Source organism: Paenibacillus sp. FSL K6-1096 (assembly GCF_037977055.1).
GTDB lineage: Bacteria > Bacillota > Bacilli > Paenibacillales > Paenibacillaceae > Paenibacillus_AQ.
In genome coordinates this window covers 3,616,314-3,632,960 of sequence record NZ_CP150274.1, presented here as the reverse complement: position 1 = coordinate 3,632,960, position 16,647 = coordinate 3,616,314, and the positions used below count along the sequence as shown (strand labels likewise).

Sequence of the window (16,647 nt, the reverse complement as noted above, 5' to 3'; positions counted from 1 at the left end):
AGCGAATCATGGAACAAGCGGAATATGTCCTGCAGGTGCAGGGGCTGAGGGTAGCGGTGGAGACGGCGGCGGGCAAGCGGACCCTGGTAGAGGATATTCACCTGAAGCTGAAGCCGGGTCATGTGCTCGGTCTTGTCGGGGAGAGCGGCAGCGGTAAAACGGTCACATCGCTCGCGCTCCTGCAGATGCTGGACCGGAAGACGAGCGTGACCGAAGGCAGTATCCGGCTGCAGGGCCGTGAGCTGAACGGGCTGCCGGAGAAGGAGCTGCGCAGGCTTCGCGGCAGCCGGCTCGCGCTGATTATGCAGAATCCGATGACCGCCTTCTCGCCGGTGTATACCCTTGGGGGGCAGCTGACAGAAACGATCCGTATCCACCTTAAGGTGGGCACAAAAGAAGCCAGAGCGCGGGCCATCCGCTCCATGGCCGATGTGAATCTGCCCGATCCCGCCGCGCTGCTGGGGAAGTATCCGTATGAGCTGAGCGGCGGGATGCTGCAGCGGGTGATGCTGGCGCTCACCATGTGTCTGAAGCCGCCCGTCATCATTGCCGATGAGCCGACTACGGCTCTGGATGTGACGAATCAGCTTCAGGTGCTAAGGCAGCTCGACCGGATGCGGCAGGAGCAGGGCACCGCCATCCTGCTGATCTCCCACGACCTCGGCGTAATTGCCGAGCTGGCCGATGAGGTCGCAGTGATGCAGCATGGGCGGATTGTGGAGACCGCCGATGTGTTCGAGCTGTTCGACCATCCCCGGCATGAATACACCCGGGAGCTGCTGGCGGCAAGGCCTCTGCTTCAGCCTGGTTTGCAGCAGGTGGGCCGTCTATGAAAGGAATAGAGAACAGATATATGCTTGAGGTCAGAGAGGTTACCCACGCCTACGGGTCATCCCGGAGGTGGGGGCGTTCCCATGCCCGCGGCCAGGACGATGTTCTGTCCCGCGTATCGCTGCATATTGAAGCGGGAACCTGCCTGGGACTGCTGGGATCGAGCGGAGCGGGGAAAAGCACACTGGCCCGCATCATTCTGGGCCTGGAGCAGCCCCGGGAAGGCCAAGTGCTGTTCCGGGGTCTGGATCTGTATATGCTGGACGCCAAGGCGCGCAGGAGCCTCCGCCGCGATCTGCAGGTGGTCTTCCAGGACTGTTATTCCGCCGTCAATCCAAGGATGACAGCGGAGCAGATTATTGGCGAGCCGCTGTCCAATTATGAGTCCTTGAGCGTTCAGGAGCAGAAGCGGGCGGTGGGCGAGCTGCTGGAATGTGTCGGGCTAAGCGCAGCAGATATGCAGAAGCAGCCCTACCAGTTCAGCGGCGGGCAGCTGCAGCGGATCAACATCGCCAGGGCGATTGCGCTGAAGCCGAAGCTCATTGTGCTGGATGAGGCGGTCAGCAGTCTGGATATGATTAACCAGACGAATATTCTGCGGCTGCTGGGGGAGCTGCGGTCCGCATTTGGCTTATCCTATCTGTTCATCACCCATGATATCAAGGCCGCCTGTATGATCTCAGACGCACTGGCTGTCATGGACAAAGGTAAAATTGTGGAATATAACGACAGCAAGGAGCTATTCCTGGAGTCCTCCCACCCTGCGGTCCGGGGGCTGCTTGACTCGATGCTGGCTGACCATCCGCGGAACCGGCACCGGGATAAGCCCGGCTGGCACAATAACAATGAAATCCGGTGAGCACAGGACAGGTCTTGATCTTGTCTGCTGCTCATCGTTGCGGTGCTTGAGCAAGTGCCTGGAAGGAGGCATTCGCTTCCTTCAGCACCTCCTCTCCGCCCGCCGCCATGAACTCCTCCACGAAGTCGCCGAATTCTTCAATCGGCCGTTCCCCGGTAATGAAGCTGATATACGCCTGGTCTCTCAGACGGATAAGCCCCGGACTGTTCCGGATCAGAGCGGGGGTAGCCACCTCCAGGGCATTATAGATGCCGTCATGCTCCAGCCCCAATGTAGCCGCCCATTGCTCCCTCCGGTCTGCAGGAAGAACCGGCAGGGTCATCCCTATATTGGCACCAATCGTATTCTGATAGCTGAATATCCCGTTGTACGGCGGCAGCAGGATCATATCCTGCTTGTCAGCTGCGGCCCAGTCCCAGTGTGTTCCCCGGATGCCGTATTGCAGGGAAGCCGCTTCCTCCGGGTCAGGATTGGCGCTGACATAGTCCAGCATCTGCAGAAGCGTCTCCAGCTTGCCCGGCTCGCGGGCGGCATCCGCACCGATGGCGGTGAAGCTCATCAGCATGTCATAGGCTTTGGAGCCGCGTCTGCCGTCAGGACCGCTGAACGGCCGCCCGAACACCACCCTGGCCTGCGGCTGCTTGGCGGTTAACTCCTTCACGTTGAAGGTAGCCCCGACCGGAGTAAGCCGGGCCTTCTTCTCGCTGTCCAGGCTCCACTCCAGGTAATCCCCGTCCTGTATCCAGTGATAATAATTACCCATCGAGGTCATGCCAATCCGTCCGCTGATGAAGGCGTGGGACAGATGCTTATAGCCCCCGCTGTTCTCCCCGGTAATGAATTCAGGATCAATCACCCCGTCCTTGTACCATTTGCGCAGATAGCGCAGCGCCTCCTGCATGTCCGGCTCCAGCGCGCCGATGACAAGGCCCTGGCCCTTCCGGCTGAAATAAAGCTGATCGGTGAAGACCATCTGCCCGAACGCACCGAAGACGACATTCATTCCCTCCAGCGATAAGCCGTAGGTATCCCGGATGCCGTTGCCGTCCGGGTCCCCGTTCGCGATGGCATAGATCACCTTCTCGAAATCGGCCAGCGTCTCCGGCACCGCAAGACCGAGCTTGTCCAGCCAATCCTGGCGGTAGACGACAGGCACCCGGTAGATGTTAGTAGGGTTAATGACGGGAATTCCGTAGTACTTTCCGTTAATACGCCCGATATCCTGGTATGCAGGCGCGTGCTCGCGGATCGCTTGTAGAATATGAGGAGCATAGGTATTCAGCAGGTCCTCGGGGATAGGGGCAAGCACGCCCTGCTCCTGATATTTCAGCAGATCCTGGGTCTGCCGCACCCGGAACAGGTCGGGAATGCTGCCCTGCACCAGCTTCAGATCGAGCAGGGATTCATACTTGTTGTTCGGCAGATTCCAGATCTCCAGATCTACACCAAATTTCTGCTCCAGCTTCTGTACCATGACCGCATCCTCCGCAACCGGCAGATTCTGATGCATGGTCCAGGAGATGGTGAACTCCGGGGCAGGGTCAGGTGCTGCTGAAGCTGATGCCGAAGCGGAGGCGGAGGTATTCTGCGTTTCTTGTCCGGACACAGACGGGAGTGCCGATGATCCGCTGCAGCCGCTGATCAGAATCAGGAGCAGCAGGAATGCGAATCTTGTATACATAGTCATCCTCCTTATCCCATGCTGATCCCGGCCTGCGGCGGCTGCGCCGTATGCACGGTACGCAGGTAATTCCCCGGCGTACAGCCGTAGATTTCCTTGAAGCGCTTGATGAAGTATGGAGTGGTCCCATAGCCGACCGTAGCGGCAACCTGCTCAATGGTCATGCTGTTCTTCTCGATCAGCCGCCGGGCCTCTTCCATCCGTACGCCGGTTATATAATCCGTGTAGGTAATCCCCAGCTCCTCCTTGAACAGCTTGCTCAGATACTTCGGGCTGATGAACACCTTGGCGGAGACGGCATCCAGCGACAAATCCCCGGACAGATGCTCCCCGATATAAGCCTTCGCCGATTCAATAGCAGACAGCGCCCGGTCACTGTTCCGCTTCTGCGTATCCGCAATGAAGGTGCTGATCGAGGCGGCGAACCATTCCTGCAGCTGCCGGATATCCGCTTGGGCGATATATTCGTTATACAGATCCAGATGCCCGCAGGCGGAAGGGGTATAGCGGATGCTTTTGAGATAATCAGAGTACATAAATACGGTATTCGCCAGAACGAAGTGGCAGTAATCCGCCGGATAGCGGCCTTCCCGCATGACGGATAGCAGCTGCTCCAGAGCGGCCAGCGTCTCACCCGGCTGCCGGGTCTGCAGCTTATCCTTGAATCTCATCAGGACAGGCTGCGGGATTTCGTCCAGACTCTGCTCGGTCTCCAGCAGGGAGCGGTCCTTCAAGACCAGGCGCTCCGGCAGAAAATAAGCATATTTCATCAGCGTCTGCGCTTCAGCATAGCTCGTATGAAGCAGGCTGACGGCATCCACCCAGCCCCCTTGCGAGAGCTGAAGGCCGAGCTGGAACTGCTGCCGGGTCTCAGCGGCAATGCGTGCCGACAGCTGCCCGAGAAGTGCCTCCGAGGCTTCCCGTGCACTGACAATAACCACGATCTGCTTATCCGGCAGCTCTTCGGCCAGAATGCGGCTTCCCGGAAGCCGGATGGCCTCAAGTGTCCCGGTCAACCCGTCCATGGCCGCCTGCATTCCGCTTAGACTCATCCGCGCGTAAGCTCCCCGGGTGTTGAGCAGCAGGCAGCAGTACCGGGTATGCTCCGCGGGAAGCCCCAGGAATACCGGATCTCCGGCCGCGCTGCCCGGGGGAGGGCTGTTCTGCAGGAGATTCAGGATGATATTCTGCCGGATATGCGGACTGTTGGCCTCCAGGGTGCCCTCCAGCGTGGTGACTTTGTCGCTCAGCCGGGTGAACGCAGAGTCAATCAAGCTGAACTCATTCACAGCGTGACCCGGCAGCGGGCCGGTGAGGCTGCGGATGGTGTGAAGCAGTCTTTTGACCGGATGATAGTTGATTCTGGCCAGAATCCCGGACAAGCCTATCCCGATCAGGAGAGCGAGCAGACAGAGGGAGAGGATCACCTTCTTCACAACGCTCCACTTCTCATAGAAGAGATTCGCCGGAGCTGCGCTGAAGAGCTTCCACCCCGTTGACGGCAGATCCTGATACGAAATAACGTAGGTGCTGCCGCCGATCTGCCGGCTTAAACTGCCGGTTGTCTCATTAGAAGCCAGCGCACTGGCGATGCTGGCCGCATAGGTGTCGGCTTGGGCCGCAGCATCCGGATTCGAGCCGGCCACGATCCCGCCCGAGGGCGTAGCAATGAAGCTGCTCTGATAGCGGGCGGGCATCATATTTTGCAGAATCAGGCGCAGCGCACTCTCCTTCACATCGATGGCGATCAGCACCTCGCTGTCTGCCCCGGAGGATTGGAACGGATAGCTGTGCGCATAGGTGATCAGCTGGCTGCCGCTGCCGCCCGGGATGCTGGAGACGATATCGTCCGGCACGAACCGGGCTTCACTCCAGAAGCTGTTACGGGGATTCCGGCTCATGCCGTTCACCCAGTCCATCCAGTAGGCGGCACCCGCTTGCTGATCTGCCCCAAACTTCAGCCCATGCAGTGATGACAGCAGAAGCCGCTGCTTGGGAGCATATAAATGCACGGCTTGAATCAAGTCCGAATGATTAGACACCTGCATGTTCAGCATCTCCTGGAGGCTATTCACTTTGCTGAGATTGGCTGGCAGGGAGGTGTCGGACAGCACACGAAGCGCAGCTTTTTGATTCAGAGAGATTTCCAGATAGATCTGCTGGACCCGCTGAAGCACGGAAGCCTCAAGGGTCCGGGCGGTATTGTCAAGGATGAGCCGGTTGCGGCCCTGAAGCTCTTCCTTATATTGATTCGAGAAATACAGATAGAAGGCTGAACATAGCAAGAGGACAATGACGAGCACAACAGAGATGTATGAAGCAGCTAGGGCGGCAAAGGCAGAGTTCCATTTTCGCAAGACGTATTCCCCTCCCAGGCGGATTATACACTAGCCCCTAACAGGTCTGTTCGGGATTCATGTTAAATCTGTGTTAAAAAGCCGGAAATAGCAGAATTGATCCCAAAATCATAGAATTGCGAAATTGTGTTATTGAGCGGCGGCGGAGGCAGGTGCTATATTGAGTCCGATCCGGAATTCAAAATAACTTAGATAGGGGCTGACACATTGAGCTTGAAGTCGAAAAGAAAGCTGTTGTCCGTTACGGCAGGTCTGGTACTCCTTACGAATTCTTTTGCGGTATATCCTGCAGGAGCAGCCACGGGCGATTCCTTAACCGGGCTGCCGGCTGCCCCGGCATGGGGACATTTCGTAGATACTTATAAGAATAACACACCTGTGAATATGGCGGTGTATTCCAACCCCTCGATCGGTGTGCTCTCCGGCTTCCTGGAGCTCTGGACACCCGGCACCTCCTGGGATAACGGAACGAAGCTGAACAGCGGGGTACTGGATTATAACATTCAGTATGTGGCCGATCTGGCCATGACCCGGACTCCGGCAGAGGAGCAGGCGGCGTATTATGATGACCGGCGGAACCAGACCTATGGGGCGGCGGACGGGCTTGGCCCGTGGTCTGAGGCGTACCGTTCGCTGTCAGGAACCTACACGACCATTAACAGCATCCCTGAGGATGCCACTACTGTGAAATACAATGACGGCAACGACAGTAACAAGGCCGGAAATTCCAATTCAAGCTTGGGCAAAATGGTCGACCTGATCGGTAAAGTGCGCGGCGATTATGCATCTACCAGCCAGGCCAAGAAATTCTACAGCTATATGCGCCCATTCCGCTGGAAGGATACTTCAGTCATCGTGCCGACACTCGTGCCGGCGAGGAGCAGTACGCCTGCCACAGACGGCGGCTTCCCGAGCGGCCATACGAATGCTTCCTATCTTGCCGCCCTGGCGCTGGCCTATGCTGTACCGGAGCGCTTCCAGGAGCTGATGACCCGGGCCTCGGAGATGGGGAACAACCGTGTTGTCGCCGGAATGCACTCGCCGCTGGATGTTATGGGTGGACGTGTAACGGCCATGGCCTTCGCAGCGGGAGCTCTCAACGACCCGGATAATGCGGCGCTGAAGCAGGCGGCCTACACGCAGGCCCATGAAGTGCTGCTTACACAGACAGGTACGGCAGAAGACCGGTTCACGGATTATGCCAAAAATAAGGCCCAGTATGCCCAGCGGCTGACCTATGGCTTCCCGCAGATTCATGCAACAACTGTGCCGGCCGTTGCTCCCAAGGGAGCGGAGGTGTTGCTGGAGACCCGCCTGCCTTATCTGAGTGCGGATCAGCGCAGAGCAGTTCTCGTAACAACGGCACTTCCTTCCGGATATCCGCTGCTGGATGATCCCGAGGGCTGGGGCCGGCTGAATCTGTTCGCTGCTGCGGACGGGTACGGCGCATTCGCGGAGAATGTAACGGTAACGATGGACACTGCCAAGGGAGGCTTCCATGCCGCAGACCGCTGGCGCAATGATATCTCCGGCACAGGCGGGCTGACCAAGGAGGGTACAGGCGCGCTTAAGCTGGCGGGCAGCAATACGTATTCCGGCGGCACCGAGGTGAATGCGGGTGTCCTGGAAGGAGACTCGGCAACTGCCTTCGGCAGCGGGAATGTGACCAATACCGGCGGCTCTGTCGTAGAAAATGTCTACGGTAAAATGACGATCGGCGGCAGCTTCACCCAGGCCTCCGAAGGAACGCTTGTGCTGAACCTCACCGGAGCAGACGATGTGCTTGAGGTGAAGGGCGCGGTTAACGCTGACGGGAAGCTGAAGGTGAACTTCGCGAACAGCTACGTTCCCGGCAGCGGCCTGATTCCGCTCATGACACATGGCGGCCAGCGCAGCGGGCAGTTTGCTTCCGTGCAGGTTGAAGGCCTGCCAAGCCAATATAACGCCCAGGTCGTCTACCTGAGCGATCAGATTGCGCTTAGCATTAGCGATACGACCAGCGGCGGGAACCCGGGCTCCGGCGGCGGATCTGGCGGCGGCAATCCGGGCGGAACGCCGGGGACTCCGGCTGGAAATACCGGAACGGTACCAGGGACCGTTGGAACTACACCAGGGAACGGCGGTACTACTCCTGCTGAGCCAGAGAAACAGCCACAGGGCGGAGTGGATCCGTTCCAATCCGGGGTGGTAAGCCGGGAGACAGTGTACAATACCGTCACTGAAGCCATTGCGGCTACGAAGAATCAGAGCATCAGCTTCAAGGACACGGCTGGCCACTGGGGCAGCAGCACCATCGCTACAGCCGTGAAGCTGCAGATCATCAGCGGCTATGCGGACGGCTCTTTCCGGCCGGATGCACCGGTCACCCGAGCTGAATTCGCGGCGATGATCGCCCGTTCCTTCGGGCTGGGAAGCACTTCGGCGGCCTCTAAATTTGGGGATACCGCCTCCAATTGGGCGGCCGGCTATATCGCTGCCTTGGCCGATAAAGGCATCGTAACCGGCTACGCGGACGGCAGCTTCAAGCCGGGCGCGACGATCACCCGCGCCGAGATGGTCACGATCATCGGCCGTGTGCTGAACCTCGGTGCGCTTCAGACCGGCACCCCGGCAAGCTTCACCGATGTCAGCAGCAGCTACTGGGCAGCAGACGCCATCCGCCAGGCCGCTTCGGCTAACCTGGTGAAGGGGATCTCAGCTTCAGCGTTCGCGCCGAAGAATCAGGCTACCCGCGCCGAAGCGGTGGCCGTAATTATCCGCGCGCTGGAGAGCGACAGCGCGGTTAAGGCTGCGATTGCGGGGCTGTAATCGGTGAAATTGTTAGCAGCAATGGAGTGACAAGCAGGCTGTAAATAAGTCGCATAGAGCAGGAGCACAGGCCGTTGGCTTGTGCTTTTTGCTTTTGTTACGGCTCCGGGTGTCGTTTCGCGCTCAATCCTCACAGTGTGGGTATATTTGACAAATTCAATCTACAAGTGTAATCTATAAAGCAGAGCTTTAATCTACATTTGTAGATTAAATGGCGTCGCCACTGAAAGGAGCTGTTATGATGAGTACTACGCCGAAGATTTCCGAAGCTGAATGGGAGATTATGAAGATTATCTGGGAGCATCATCCGCTCACCTCTGAACAAATGACCCGGCTCCTGCCGGCATCTGTGGAATGGAGCGAGCAGACGGTACGGACCTTCGTTACCCGGCTGCTTAAGAAGAAAGCGATAGGATATGAAAAATCTGGCCGGAGTTATCTCTACTACCCGCTGGTGTCAGAGCATGAGTGCGTCCGGGCCGAGAGCCGCTCCTTCCTGCAGCGTGTATTTGGCGGAGCCACCCAGTTGATGGTGACGAGCTTCCTGGAGGATGTCGAGCTGTCGAAGCAGGAGATTGAACAATTGGAACAGCTGCTCCGGGAGAAGAAGTCGCACGGCGCCGGCGGCTGCTCAGGTAAACAGGAATGAGTATGCTCTACGGGTGGTTTGCCGGGATCGCAGAACAGACACTGGCGGCAAGCGTGGTCATTCTGGCGGTGCTGTTTATCCAATATGTTCTGCGGAAATTCATCAGCGCCCGGGTGCGTTATCTCCTGTGGCTGCTTGTTATCGCCCGGCTGTTGTTGCCTGCCGTGCCGGACAGTCCGTTCAGTATGTTCCATATTGTCGGCTCTGGCGAGCATTTCCTGACCTCTGTCCTGGATAAGCTTCCCGGCACTGGAGAATCTGCGGGTGAAAATCAGGAGCATACGCCTGGGGAGGGAGCTAAGACTACATATCCGGCCAATAACAAAGTCCTGAATGATGCGGGGCAGACAGTTCCAATCGAACAGATCGATGAACCCGCAGCCGTAAACCGCACTTCTGTGCAAGCCGCAGGCTATCCGATCTGGATGAAGATCGGCACCGTGATCTGGTTACTGGGCGCTGTGTTTATGCTGCTGAATGGACTCCTGTACATTCGGCGGATGCAGCGTGAGCGCAGACGGCTTAGACGGGTGAGTGCCCCGGAGATTCTTAAGGTGGTTCTTGCCACCAGACGCCAGTTTGGAATAAGGAGAGCGGTACCTCTCTATACCGGCGGTTCGGCTAACAACCCGTATATGTCGGGACTAATGCGTCCATGGATCTTTGTCCCGGAGCAAGCACTGCAGGAGCTGGATGCTTCCCGGCTGCGGCACATCCTCGCGCATGAGCTCGCCCATTACAAGCGGCGGGATATGCTGTGGAACCTGCTGGGGAGCTTAGCGGCAACGATACATTGGTTCAATCCCCTGATCTGGCTGGCAATCCGGCGGATGAAGATTGATAGGGAGGTCGCTTGTGACGCTTATGTATTGGAGGTACTGGGAGAAGAGGAGGCCATCGATTACGGGCTGACGCTGGTGGAATTCCTGAAGCGCCTCTCACGAGTCCGGGAGCGGAGAGGGCATCTCTATTTCTCTAACCCGCAGCAGCGGCAACAGATCCGGAGAAGGATCAGCATGATTCAATCCTTCCGCAAAGGCTCCTACCGCATCTCTGCATCAGCCGTAATTCTGGTCGCGCTGTTCAGCATCGTGACACTAACGGGTGCCTCTAGGGAGCCTGATGACTCTGTTGCCAAAGGTACTAAGGTCAACCCTGTTGCTATGCGTACTGAAGCTGTCCCGGGAGAGAAACGTGCAGAACCGGCATCGGAGCAAGGGGAGGCCAAGGAGTCACTATTGGACATGGATGTGCAACAGACGGAGTATGTGACCCGCCATCATCTGTTTAAACCAATGAATGTAAAGGTTGCTAAAGACGGTTACCAGGTCACGGTGAAGGGCTTCATGGCAGACAGAAATCAATTGTTTATCTTCTATACTGCGAGCGTGGATGACGGCAGGTCACTATTCTTCGATAAATCTTCCCATTCTATAGAATGGATCATTAGGGATGCTGTGAATGGCAAGGTGATTAATGGGCAGACTGACCCGCGGAGCACCGTTAGCCGCCCGGAGAAGAATATGGAATCTACGACTGCCAGAATTCAGTTCAATCCGCCTTTGATGAACCCTTCCTCCAAGATCAAGGTTCAATTCCGGTTGCGCTCAGTGGCAGCAAGTGGAGCCAAGGCAAAGGATTCTCCGATACTTCAGGCCACCTTCGATGTGGGGGCAAGTTACTGGAAGCAAGAGGAACACACGATCCAATCGAAGGAAACGCTTGATGTAGACGGACACAAGCTCAGAGTGAAATTACAATTGACACCGCTCACAACGATAGTCACTTTTTATTCTGATGAACCGGTTTTTAAAAACACTGAATTCAAAAAAGCTTTCAATGAGAAGTATGGTTCTCCAATGCTGTGGTGGAGCAAGACAGAAACGGGAGACTATACGCATCAAACACGCAGTACCTCTATTACGTATACAGATTATGAGATGAAGATGCTTGCAGAGACCTATTTCTTGATGGATAAACCGCAAGCTCTGCGGCTGGATTTCGTCAAGGAGCCACCGGTACTGAGGGGATCGGTAGAGCCTGAGAGTTCATATCAAATGAATTTTGATATAACCGGGCAGATTGAGAGCTGAATTCGCATAAAATCACCCACTTATCATGAAGGAGAGTATAACTATGAGTAGAACGAAGAGGAAAGTAAGGGAGACCCATCAGGCACAGCAGCAATGCCCGGCAACAGGTAGACGGAAGTCCTCCAGAACCAACCTGTCAACTGCCATCGTCGCAGCCATGACAGCCGCAGCGCTTGTGCTGAGTCCTTTTGCTGTTACTGGTCAAGCTCTAACCGCTTCGGCAGCAGCGGCGAATCAGGCGGCAGCACTGGCCCCCTTTGAGAAGCTGGAGATTCAGAATAAAGAGCAGATCCAATACGCCATCAAGCATAATCTGGTGCAGCCCCTGAATACAGTCGTCAAAAAAGACGGCTACCAGCTGGCATTGAAAGGCTTCATCGCTGACAAATATAGTATGATCATTCTTTATACAGCGCAAACCGATAGCAAACGGGCATTTACAAGTGTGGGTCCGCAATCCCATGACCTGCAATTGAAAGACGCCGTCACCGGGAAGGTGATCAGCGGCAGGAAGATGAATGATGCGATCGTTCTGGGTGTAAGTCCGGCTAAGCAAAGTAACATCATGCACGGAGCGGCTGTCATCCGTCTAACGACCCCGTTACCCACGGCTCCCAAAAAGGTAGCTGGCGAGTTTGTGCTAACCTCTCTATCGGGCAGTGAACTGAAACAGCTAGAGGCGGTGCAGGCGCAGATGCTTGAGGAGACCCGGAAGGCTTTTGCGGCTAATCCTAAGACCACAAGCTTCAAAACCAGTCCAGCGCTGCTGAAGAAATATGATGCGCTGAAGGGCAAGATCAAGAAGAGTCCGCCATTGAAGGTGGCCTTTGAGATCAACCCTAAGGTCTGGGAGCAGGAGAGCCAGATGCTGTCGCCGGAAGAAACGCTTGATGTGGCAGGGCATAAGATTAAGATGAACTTGGAGTTGACACCATTCACTACAATCATAACGTTATCTTCCGATGAGCAGGGCTTGTTTAAAGACAAAGAATTTCTGAAGACATTCAATGCGGACTATTATCCAGCCCTCATGGTGGATAGCGGAAACGGCAAATATACATTACATCAAGGAAGAACTGCAAATTCCTATACGGATAATGGGATGAAGATCATGATGGAAAGCTATTTCCAATTGAATCAGCCCAAATCGATTTGTATAGACTTCAAGAATGTGATCAAGAAGACAGTTACGCAGCAGGTGATTATTGATTTGTCGAACTAATAGTGCAGGTTATCCTTGAATCTATACTTGTAGATTGAATGACGCTGCCACTGAATGGAGCTTATATGATGAGTATAACGCCGAAGATCTCCGAAGCGGAATGGGAGATTATGAAGATTATCTGGGAGCATCATCCGCTCCGGGAGAAGAAGTCGCACGGTGCAGGCGGCTGCTCAGGTAAGCAGGAATGAATATGCTCTACGGATGGTTTGCCGGTATAGCAGAACAGACACTGGCGGCAAGCATGGTGATTCTGGCTGTGCTGTTCATCCAATATGCGCTGCGGAGGTTCATCAGCGCCCGGGTGCGTTATCTCCTGTGGCTGCTGGTCATCGCCCGGCTGCTGTTGCCTGCCGTGCCGGACAGCCCGTTCAGTATGTTCCATATTGTCGGCTCTGGCGGACCATTCCTGACATCCGTGATGGACAAGGTTCCAGACCCTGGAGGCTCTACGGGTGAAGATCAGGAGCATCCGCCAGGGGAGGGAGCTAAGACTACATATCCGGCTAATAACAAAGTCCTGAATGATGCGGGGCAGACAGGTCCAATCGAACAGATCGATGAACCAGCAGCCGTTAACCGCACTTCTGTGCAAGCCGCAGGCTATCCGCTCTGGATGAAGATTGGCACCGTGATCTGGTTGCTGGGGACTATGCTTATGCTGCTCAATGGACTGCTGTACATCCGGCGGATGCGCCGCGAGCGGAGACGGCTTAGAAGGGTGAATACCCCGGAAGTTCTTAAGGTGGTTCTTGCCACCAGACGCCAGTTTGGAATAAGGAGAGCGGTACCTGTCTATACCGGCGGTTCGGCTAACAATCCATATCTGTCGGGACTAATGCGTCCATGGATCTTCGTTCCGGAGCAAGCTCTGCAGGAGCTGGATGCTTCCCGGCTGCGGCATATCCTCGCGCATGAGCTTGCCCATTACAAGCGGCGGGATATGCTGTGGAACCTGCTGGGGAGCTTAGCGGCAACGATACATTGGTTCAATCCCCTGATCTGGCTGATGATTCGGCGGATGAAAATTGACCGTGAAGTGGCCTGCGATGCCTATGTACTGGAGGTATTGGGAGAAGAGGAGGCCATCGATTACGGGCTTACGCTGGTAGAGTTCCTGAAACATCTCTCACGGGTCCGGGAGCGGAGGGGACATCTCTATTTCTCTAATCCGCATCAGCGGCAACAGATCCGGAGAAGAATCAGCATGATTCAATCTTTCCGCAAAGGCTCCTACCGCATCTCTGCATCAGCCGTAATTCTGGTCGCCCTGCTTAGCATCGTGACGCTTACTGGGGCATCCGGGAAGCCCGGGGACTCTCCTGACAAGGCTACCAAGGCTAATCCTGCTGGCACGCTTACCGAAAGTGTTCCTGGAGAAGAACGTGCAGAACCGGCAATGGAACAAGGGGCGGCCGTGGTGCCTCTAGTAAACATGGCTGTACAACAGACGGAATATGTGAACCGGCATCATCTGCTGAAGCCGATGAATGTAGAGATTGCTGAAGCCGGCTATCAGGTCACCGTGACGGGCTTCATGGCAGATAAGAATCAGTTGACTCTCTTCTATACTGCAAGAGTGGACGGCGGGAGGTCACTCGCATCTGACGATCCACGTTTCGTAGAATGCATTATTACGGATGGGGTGACGGGTAAGGTGATTAATGGCCGAAGCCACCCCATGACCATTACCAGCAGTCCGCAGAAGAATGTTACCCTTGCATTAGCCAGACTTCAGTTCGATTCGCCACTTACAGATCTGCCCCCTAAGATCAAGGCAGAATTCCGGCTGCGTTCACATGCGGGTGATGAGTCTAAGGTGCAGGTATCTCCGGTGCTCCAGACCACTTTTGACGTGGAGGCCCAGGATTGGAGGCAAGAGATGCAGACGCTCACACCGCAGGATACACTTGAGGCAGGCGGACACAAGGTTAGAGTGAAGCTGCAATTGACACCGCTCACAACGATAGCCACTTTTTATTCAGATGAGCCTGTCTTTAAGAATCAGGAGTTCTTACAAGCCTTCCATGAGAAGTACGGCTCCCCCTCACAGTGGTGGAGCAAGAGCGGAGCGGGAGATTATACGAAGCAGTCAGGGAATATATCCATTGCGTATACAGATTATGAGATGAAGATGGTTACGGAAAGCTATTTCTCATTGGATGAGCCACAGTCGCTGCGGCTGGATTTCACGAAGAGGCCCGCAGGCAATGCAGGCTTGCAGAAGCGCGAGCCGGTGTATGAGCTGGCTTTTGACCTGACTGGACAGAAATGAGCGCTGATTCAGCAGAACAACCACTTAAGATTAAGGAGAGTGTAACTATGATTAGAATGAAACGGAATGAATCGAAGCTACAAGGTGCACAGACGCAATGCCCGGCAGCAGATCAGCGGCGGTCCTCCAGACCCAAGCTGTCAGCCGCTATTGTCGCAGTCATGACAACCGCAGCACTGGTGCTGAGTCCTTTTGCCGTGACGGGTCAGGCGTTGGCCGCTCCGGCGGCCGCCGCGAAGCCGCAGGCAGCGCTGGCCCCTTTTGTGAACCCGAAGCTTCAGAATTATAAGCAGGTCGAATATGCGATCAAGCATAATTTGGTCCAGCCCTTGAATACAGTTGTCAAAAAAGACGGCTACCAGCTGACGGTTAACGGTTTTATCGCCGACAAATATGAACTGATTATTCTTTTTACCGCCCAGGCTGACAGCAAGCTGGCATTCACATCGCAGGCGCCACAAGGTCATGAAATGCAATTGACGGATGTCATTACGGGGAAGGTCATCAGCGGCAAGAAAATGAATGATGCTGCAGTTCAAGGCGTAAGCCCGGCTAAGCAAAATCATGTCATGCATGGAATTGCGAAAATTCCGTTAAGCAGTCCATTGACCACGCCGCCCCAAAAAGTAGCTGCTGAGTTTCGGCTAACATCGTTAACTGGCAATGAGCTGAAACAGTTAGAAGCGATGGAAGCGCAGATGATGGCAGAGGCTAAAAAAGCCTATCAGGCTAATCCCAAGGACAAAACCTCCAAAACCAGTCCTGAGCTGCTGAAGAAGTATAACGCGTTGAAGGCCAAAGTGAAGAAGAGTCCGCCGCTGAAGGCAGTCTTCGAGATCGATCCTAAGGCTTGGGAGCAGGAATCTCTTACCCTGACGCCGGAAGAGACGGTGGATATAGCTGGACATCAGATTAAGGTGAACATGGAACTGACACCATTCACAACAATCACGACGCTATCCTCAGATGAGGTTTTGTTTACAGACAAGGAATTTAATGAGAAATTTAAAAAGGATTACTCCCTATCCCTATTGGTGATGAGCGGGAACGGGGAGTACAAACCGCAAGAGGGTATTTCTTCTTATACATATTCAGATCATAAGCTGACCATTGTATCGGAAAACTACTTCCTGCTGGACAAACCGCAATCGCTTCGCCTGGACTTCAAGAACCTGAAGGAGAATAAGGTTACGCAGCAGATGATCATTGATTTGACTAACCCATAAATGCAGAGCATCTGAAGTGTCTTAGGGCCATCCTTCACGGATGGCTCTTCTTGCTGTTACAGGGCATGTTATGGCATGGATGTGATAAAATACAGGGACATAACCAGATCAGACCGATGGAGGAATTATGTTAATTCAACTGATAAGCGTAGGCAAATTGAAGGAAAAGTATCTGACGCTCGGCATCGCGGAATATGCAAAACGGCTCACGCCTTACCTCAAGTTCCAGATGATTGAGGTGGCGGATGAGAAGGCCCCTGACAACCTCAGCGACGCAGAGGTTGTTCAGGTGAAGCAGCGCGAGGGGGAGCGAATCCTCGCGCAGATTAAGAGCGAGGCGCATGTCATTGCGCTCGCGATCGACGGCAAGCTCTGGAGCTCCGAGGAGCTTGCCGCCGAAATCGACCGGCTCGGCACCTACGGGACGAGCCACGTCGTGTTCGTCATCGGAGGCAGCCATGGCCTCTCCGATGAGGTGATGCGCCGCGCCCAGCAGCGCATGAGCTTCGGCCGCATGACGCTGCCCCATCAGCTCATGCGGCTGGTGCTGGTGGAGCAGGTTTACCGGGCGGTGAAGATTAATCGGGGGGAACCGTATCATAAGTAGGGCGAAAAATCAGGGTGACATTGCCCCAATAGATAAAAT

General features: G+C 55.2%; 12 protein-coding genes. 10 read left to right on the top strand and 2 right to left on the bottom strand.

The features are described 5' to 3' along the window. Positions 1-8 precede the first annotated feature (8 nt). Positions 9-833: a nickel import ATP-binding protein NikD gene (gene nikD, locus MHI24_RS16155; RefSeq protein WP_340020590.1), complete on the top strand. Its 825-nt coding sequence runs from the start codon at positions 9-11 to the stop codon at positions 831-833. A gap of 20 nt (positions 834-853) precedes the next feature. Further along, positions 854-1,690: a nickel import ATP-binding protein NikE gene (nikE, locus tag MHI24_RS16150; protein WP_340026703.1), complete on the top strand. Its 837-nt coding sequence runs from the start codon at positions 854-856 to the stop codon at positions 1,688-1,690. 31 nt (positions 1,691-1,721) lie between these two features. Here the strand turns inward: nikE and MHI24_RS16145 are convergent, their stop codons facing one another. Both MHI24_RS16145 and MHI24_RS16140 read right to left on the bottom strand, forming a co-directional pair. Next, complete coding sequence (locus MHI24_RS16145; RefSeq protein ID WP_340020589.1) at positions 1,722-3,371, bottom strand: extracellular solute-binding protein; 1,650 nt, start codon at positions 3,369-3,371, stop codon at positions 1,722-1,724. A gap of 11 nt (positions 3,372-3,382) precedes the next feature. Continuing rightward, a complete protein-coding gene (locus MHI24_RS16140; RefSeq protein ID WP_340020588.1) occupies positions 3,383-5,728 on the bottom strand; it encodes an AraC family transcriptional regulator in 2,346 nt (781 codons plus the stop codon). A 252-nt stretch (positions 5,729-5,980) separates the two neighbouring features. Between MHI24_RS16140 and MHI24_RS16135 the strand changes: the two genes are divergently transcribed. From MHI24_RS16135 to rlmH, 8 genes are all read left to right on the top strand, one after another. Beyond that, positions 5,981-8,536 carry an S-layer homology domain-containing protein gene (locus MHI24_RS16135; RefSeq protein WP_340026702.1) on the top strand — a complete coding sequence of 852 codons (2,556 nt, stop codon included), beginning with the start codon at positions 5,981-5,983 and terminating at the stop codon, positions 8,534-8,536. Between the two features lie 241 nt (positions 8,537-8,777). Then, complete coding sequence (locus MHI24_RS16130; RefSeq protein ID WP_340026701.1) at positions 8,778-9,185, top strand: BlaI/MecI/CopY family transcriptional regulator; 408 nt, start codon at positions 8,778-8,780, stop codon at positions 9,183-9,185. Continuing rightward, positions 9,182-11,278 carry a M56 family metallopeptidase gene (locus tag MHI24_RS16125; protein WP_340020587.1) on the top strand — a complete coding sequence of 699 codons (2,097 nt, stop codon included), beginning with the start codon at positions 9,182-9,184 and terminating at the stop codon, positions 11,276-11,278. The genes MHI24_RS16130 and MHI24_RS16125 overlap by 4 nt, the downstream gene beginning before the upstream one ends. A gap of 43 nt (positions 11,279-11,321) precedes the next feature. Beyond that, a complete protein-coding gene (locus tag MHI24_RS16120) occupies positions 11,322-12,500 on the top strand; it encodes a DUF4179 domain-containing protein (protein ID WP_340020586.1) in 1,179 nt (392 codons plus the stop codon). A gap of 65 nt (positions 12,501-12,565) precedes the next feature. Further along, positions 12,566-12,691 (top strand): hypothetical protein, encoded by a 126-nt coding sequence (locus tag MHI24_RS16115; RefSeq protein ID WP_340020585.1) that lies wholly within the window; start codon positions 12,566-12,568, stop codon positions 12,689-12,691. Positions 12,692-12,693: 2 nt separating this feature from the next. After that, complete coding sequence (locus MHI24_RS16110; RefSeq protein WP_340020584.1) at positions 12,694-14,775, top strand: M56 family metallopeptidase; 2,082 nt, start codon at positions 12,694-12,696, stop codon at positions 14,773-14,775. A 47-nt stretch (positions 14,776-14,822) separates the two neighbouring features. Next, positions 14,823-16,001 (top strand): DUF4179 domain-containing protein, encoded by a 1,179-nt coding sequence (locus MHI24_RS16105; protein WP_340020583.1) that lies wholly within the window; start codon positions 14,823-14,825, stop codon positions 15,999-16,001. A 127-nt stretch (positions 16,002-16,128) separates the two neighbouring features. Further along, a complete protein-coding gene (rlmH, locus tag MHI24_RS16100) occupies positions 16,129-16,608 on the top strand; it encodes a 23S rRNA (pseudouridine(1915)-N(3))-methyltransferase RlmH (protein ID WP_340020582.1) in 480 nt (159 codons plus the stop codon). Positions 16,609-16,647 lie beyond the last annotated feature (39 nt).

What these genes read in the sequence shown, in the direction of transcription:
- nikD (WP_340020590.1), top strand. Translation starts at nt 9, where the DNA reads ATGGAACAAGCGGAATATGTCCTGCAGGTGCAGGGGCTGAGGGTAGCG.
- MHI24_RS16130 (WP_340026701.1), top strand. Translation starts at nt 8,778, where the DNA reads ATGAGTACTACGCCGAAGATTTCCGAAGCTGAATGGGAGATTATGAAG.
- MHI24_RS16115 (WP_340020585.1), top strand. Translation starts at nt 12,566, where the DNA reads ATGATGAGTATAACGCCGAAGATCTCCGAAGCGGAATGGGAGATTATG.
- MHI24_RS16125 (WP_340020587.1), top strand. Translation starts at nt 9,182, where the DNA reads ATGAGTATGCTCTACGGGTGGTTTGCCGGGATCGCAGAACAGACACTG.
- nikE (WP_340026703.1), top strand. Translation starts at nt 854, where the DNA reads ATGCTTGAGGTCAGAGAGGTTACCCACGCCTACGGGTCATCCCGGAGG.
- MHI24_RS16105 (WP_340020583.1), top strand. Translation starts at nt 14,823, where the DNA reads ATGATTAGAATGAAACGGAATGAATCGAAGCTACAAGGTGCACAGACG.
- MHI24_RS16120 (WP_340020586.1), top strand. Translation starts at nt 11,322, where the DNA reads ATGAGTAGAACGAAGAGGAAAGTAAGGGAGACCCATCAGGCACAGCAG.
- MHI24_RS16145 (WP_340020589.1), bottom strand. Translation starts at nt 3,371, where the DNA reads ATGTATACAAGATTCGCATTCCTGCTGCTCCTGATTCTGATCAGCGGC.
- MHI24_RS16110 (WP_340020584.1), top strand. Translation starts at nt 12,694, where the DNA reads ATGCTCTACGGATGGTTTGCCGGTATAGCAGAACAGACACTGGCGGCA.
- rlmH (WP_340020582.1), top strand. Translation starts at nt 16,129, where the DNA reads ATGTTAATTCAACTGATAAGCGTAGGCAAATTGAAGGAAAAGTATCTG.